This is a genomic window from Streptococcus sp. SG1 (assembly GCF_030439935.1).
GTDB lineage: Bacteria > Bacillota > Bacilli > Lactobacillales > Streptococcaceae > Streptococcus > Streptococcus gordonii.
The window spans coordinates 1-5,094 of record NZ_JAQFJC010000017.1 but is presented as its reverse complement, the minus strand read 5'-3'; the positions used below and the strand labels follow the sequence as shown (position 1 = coordinate 5,094).

Genomic DNA, 5,094 nt, shown 5'->3' with positions numbered 1-5,094 from the left:
TAAAAAAAGTTCAAAAAAGTAGTTGACAGTTTAGCGAGTAGATGATATACTAAGATAGTTGTCTCCGAGGGAGGCAAAGACCTTTGAAAACTGAACAAGACGAACCAAGTGCAGGGTGACATAGAGATATGTGACCTGTCAAAGAACGAAAAATAAATCTGTCAGTGGACAGAAATGAGTAAGACTCAAACGCTTAAATGAGAGTTTGATCCTGGCTCAGGACGAACGCTGGCGGCGTGCCTAATACATGCAAGTAGAACGCACAGTTTATACCGTAGCTTGCTACACCATAGACTGTGAGTTGCGAACGGGTGAGTAACGCGTAGGTAACCTGCCTGGTAGCGGGGGATAACTATTGGAAACGATAGCTAATACCGCATAATATTAATTATTGCATGATAATTAATTGAAAGGTGCAATTGCACCACTACCAGATGGACCTGCGTTGTATTAGCTAGTAGGTGAGGTAACGGCTCACCTAGGCGACGATACATAGCCGACCTGAGAGGGTGATCGGCCACACTGGGACTGAGACACGGCCCAGACTCCTACGGGAGGCAGCAGTAGGGAATCTTCGGCAATGGACGAAAGTCTGACCGAGCAACGCCGCGTGAGTGAAGAAGGTTTTCGGATCGTAAAGCTCTGTTGTAAGAGAAGAACGGGTGTGAGAGTGGAAAGTTCACACTGTGACGGTATCTTACCAGAAAGGGACGGCTAACTACGTGCCAGCAGCCGCGGTAATACGTAGGTCCCGAGCGTTGTCCGGATTTATTGGGCGTAAAGCGAGCGCAGGCGGTTAGATAAGTCTGAAGTTAAAGGCTGTGGCTTAACCATAGTACGCTTTGGAAACTGTTTAACTTGAGTGCAGAAGGGGAGAGTGGAATTCCATGTGTAGCGGTGAAATGCGTAGATATATGGAGGAACACCGGTGGCGAAAGCGGCTCTCTGGTCTGTAACTGACGCTGAGGCTCGAAAGCGTGGGGAGCGAACAGGATTAGATACCCTGGTAGTCCACGCCGTAAACGATGAGTGCTAGGTGTTAGGCCCTTTCCGGGGCTTAGTGCCGCAGCTAACGCATTAAGCACTCCGCCTGGGGAGTACGACCGCAAGGTTGAAACTCAAAGGAATTGACGGGGGCCCGCACAAGCGGTGGAGCATGTGGTTTAATTCGAAGCAACGCGAAGAACCTTACCAGGTCTTGACATCCCGATGCCCGCTCTAGAGATAGAGTTTTACTTCGGTACATCGGTGACAGGTGGTGCATGGTTGTCGTCAGCTCGTGTCGTGAGATGTTGGGTTAAGTCCCGCAACGAGCGCAACCCTTATTGTTAGTTGCCATCATTCAGTTGGGCACTCTAGCGAGACTGCCGGTAATAAACCGGAGGAAGGTGGGGATGACGTCAAATCATCATGCCCCTTATGACCTGGGCTACACACGTGCTACAATGGCTGGTACAACGAGTCGCAAGTCGGTGACGGCAAGCTAATCTCTTAAAGCCAGTCTCAGTTCGGATTGTAGGCTGCAACTCGCCTACATGAAGTCGGAATCGCTAGTAATCGCGGATCAGCACGCCGCGGTGAATACGTTCCCGGGCCTTGTACACACCGCCCGTCACACCACGAGAGTTTGTAACACCCGAAGTCGGTGAGGTAACCTTTTAGGAGCCAGCCGCCTAAGGTGGGATAGATGATTGGGGTGAAGTCGTAACAAGGTAGCCGTATCGGAAGGTGCGGCTGGATCACCTCCTTTCTAAGGAAAAACGGAATGCACGATGGAGTCTTGTTTAGTTTTGAGAGGTCTTGTGGGGCCTTAGCTCAGCTGGGAGAGCGCCTGCTTTGCACGCAGGAGGTCAGCGGTTCGATCCCGCTAGGCTCCATTGGAACGTTCAGTTCCAAACTAGTCCATTGAAAATTGAATAACTATATCAAATAGTAACAAGAAATAAACCGAAACGCTGTGAATATTAATGAGTTTAAGACTGAAAGGTCAAAAATAAGGTTAAGTTAGTAAGGGCGCACGGTGGATGCCTTGGCACTAGGAGCCGAAGAAGGACGTGACAAACGACGAAATGCCTCGGGGAGCTGTAAGTAAGCGACGATCCGTGGATATCCGAATGGGGGAACCCAACAGGTAGATGCCTGTTACCCATATCTGTTAAGGATATGAGGAGGAAGACGCAGTGAACTGAAACATCTAAGTAGCTGCAGGAAGAGAAAGCAAAAGCGATTGCCTTAGTAGCGGCGAGCGAAGAGGCAGGAGGGCAAACCGAAGAGTTTACTCTTCGGGGTTGTAGGACTGCAATGTGGACTCAGAATTTATAGAAGAATGACTTGGGAAAGTCAGCCAAAGAGAGTAAGAGCCTCGTATTTTAAATAGATTCTGTACCTAGCAGTATCCTGAGTACGGCGGGACACGAGAAATCCCGTCGGAATCTGGGAGGACCATCTCCCAACCCTAAATACTCCCTAGTGACCGATAGTGAACCAGTACCGTGAGGGAAAGGTGAAAAGCACCCCGGGAGGGGAGTGAAATAGAACCTGAAACCGTGTGCCTACAACAAGTTCGAGCCCGTTAATGGGTGAGAGCGTGCCTTTTGTAGAATGAACCGGCGAGTTACGTTATGATGCGAGGTTAAGTTGAAGAGACGGAGCCGTAGGGAAACCGAGTCTGAATAGGGCGCAATAGTATCATGACGTAGACCCGAAACCATGTGACCTACCCATGAGCAGGTTGAAGGTGCGGTAAAACGCACTGGAGGACCGAACCAGGGCACGTTGAAAAGTGCTTGGATGACTTGTGGGTAGCGGAGAAATTCCAAACGAACTTGGAGATAGCTGGTTCTCTCCGAAATAGCTTTAGGGCTAGCGTCGACATCAAGATTCTTGGAGGTAGAGCACTGTTTGGGTGAGGGGTCCATCCCGGATTACCAATCTCAGATAAACTCCGAATGCCAATGAATTATGGTCGGCAGTCAGACTGCGAGTGCTAAGATCCGTAGTCGAAAGGGAAACAGCCCAGACCACCAGCTAAGGTCCCAAAATAATTGTTAAGTGGAAAAGGATGTGGGGTTGCACAGACAACTAGGATGTTAGCTTAGAAGCAGCTATTCATTCAAAGAGTGCGTAATAGCTCACTAGTCGAGTGACCCTGCGCCGAAAATGTACCGGGGCTAAAACAATTTACCGAAGCTGTGGATCCCTTAGGGGATGGTAGGAGAGCGTTCTATGTGTGGAGAAGGTGTACCGTGAGGAGCGCTGGAACGCATAGAAGTGAGAATGCCGGTATGAGTAGCGAAAGACAGGTGAGAATCCTGTCCACCGTAAGACTAAGGTTTCCAGGGGAAGGCTCGTCCGCCCTGGGTTAGTCGGGACCTAAGGAGAGACCGAAGGGTGTATCCGATGGCCAACAGGTTGATATTCCTGTACTAGAGTATGAAGTGATGGAGGGACGCAGTAGGCTAACTAAAGCAGACGACTGGAAGAGTCTGTCTAAGCAGTGAGGCGTGGTATGAGTCAAATGCTTATACCTGTAACGTTGAGCTGTGATGGGGAGCGAAGTTTAGTAGCGAAGTTAGTGATGTCACACTGCCAAGAAAAGCTTCTAGCGATGTATCATACTCTACCCGTACCGCAAACCGACACAGGTAGTCGAGGCGAGTAGCCTCAGGTGAGCGAGAGAACTCTCGTTAAGGAACTCGGCAAAATGACCCCGTAACTTCGGGAGAAGGGGTGCTGATTTAGGTCAGCCGCAGTGAATAGGCCCAAGCAACTGTTTATCAAAAACACAGCTCTCTGCTAAATCGTAAGATGATGTATAGGGGGTGACGCCTGCCCGGTGCTGGAAGGTTAAGAGGAGTGCTTAGCGGTAACGCGAAGGTATGAATTGAAGCCCCAGTAAACGGCGGCCGTAACTATAACGGTCCTAAGGTAGCGAAATTCCTTGTCGGGTAAGTTCCGACCCGCACGAAAGGCGTAATGATTTGGGCACTGTCTCAACGAGAGACTCGGTGAAATTTTAGTACCTGTGAAGATGCAGGTTACCCGCGACAGGACGGAAAGACCCCATGGAGCTTTACTGCAGTTTGATATTGAGTGTCTGTGCCACATGTACAGGATAGGTAGGAGCCTACGAGATCGGGACGCCAGTTTCGATGGAGGCGCTGTTGGGATACTACCCTTGTGTTATGGCCACTCTAACCCGGATAGGTGATCCCTATCGGAGACAGTGTCTGACGGGCAGTTTGACTGGGGCGGTCGCCTCCTAAAAGGTAACGGAGGCGCCCAAAGGTTCCCTCAGACTGGTTGGAAATCAGTCGCAGAGTGTAAAGGTATAAGGGAGCTTGACTGCGAGAGCTACAACTCGAGCAGGGACGAAAGTCGGGCTTAGTGATCCGGTGGTTCCGCATGGAAGGGCCATCGCTCAACGGATAAAAGCTACCCTGGGGATAACAGGCTTATCTCCCCCAAGAGTTCACATCGACGGGGAGGTTTGGCACCTCGATGTCGGCTCGTCGCATCCTGGGGCTGTAGTCGGTCCCAAGGGTTGGGCTGTTCGCCCATTAAAGCGGCACGCGAGCTGGGTTCAGAACGTCGTGAGACAGTTCGGTCCCTATCCGTCGCGGGCGTAGGAAATTTGAGAGGATCTGCTCCTAGTACGAGAGGACCAGAGTGGACTTACCGCTGGTGTACCAGTTGTCTTGCCAAAGGCATCGCTGGGTAGCTATGTAGGGAAGGGATAAACGCTGAAAGCATCTAAGTGTGAAACCCACCTCAAGATGAGATTTCCCATAACGCAAGTTAGTAAGAGCCCTGAGAGAAGATCAGGTTGATAGGTTAGGAGTGGAAGTGTGGTGACACATGGAGCGGACTAATACTAATAGCTCGAGGACTTATCCAATTTTCATTGAGCGCAGCGTTCAAAAAGTATTGTTAGAAATGAGTAGTTATTCAATTTTGAGTAGATTAGATACTCAATAGTTAAGTGACGATAGCCTAGGAGATACACCTGTACCCATGCCGAACACAGCAGTTAAGCCCTAGAACGCCGGAAGTAGTTGGGGGTTGCCCCCTGTGAGATATGGTAGTCGCTTAGCA

At 50.1% G+C, this 5,094-nt stretch carries 1 tRNA gene and 3 rRNA genes; all 4 read left to right on the top strand.

Going from position 1 to position 5,094, the window contains the following annotated elements:
• The first annotated feature begins 193 nt into the window (after positions 1-193).
• Positions 194-1,750 (top strand): 16S ribosomal RNA (locus PCY06_RS10710).
• A gap of 54 nt (positions 1,751-1,804) precedes the next feature.
• Positions 1,805-1,877: transfer RNA gene (locus tag PCY06_RS10705), tRNA-Ala, on the top strand.
• A 120-nt stretch (positions 1,878-1,997) separates the two neighbouring features.
• Positions 1,998-4,897: ribosomal RNA gene (locus tag PCY06_RS10700) — 23S ribosomal RNA — on the top strand.
• Positions 4,898-4,977: 80 nt separating this feature from the next.
• Positions 4,978-5,093: ribosomal RNA gene (gene rrf / locus PCY06_RS10695) — 5S ribosomal RNA — on the top strand.
• The 16S, 23S and 5S rRNA genes sit together here with 1 tRNA gene alongside, the layout of an rRNA operon.
• The last annotated feature ends 1 nt before the right edge of the window (position 5,094 follow it).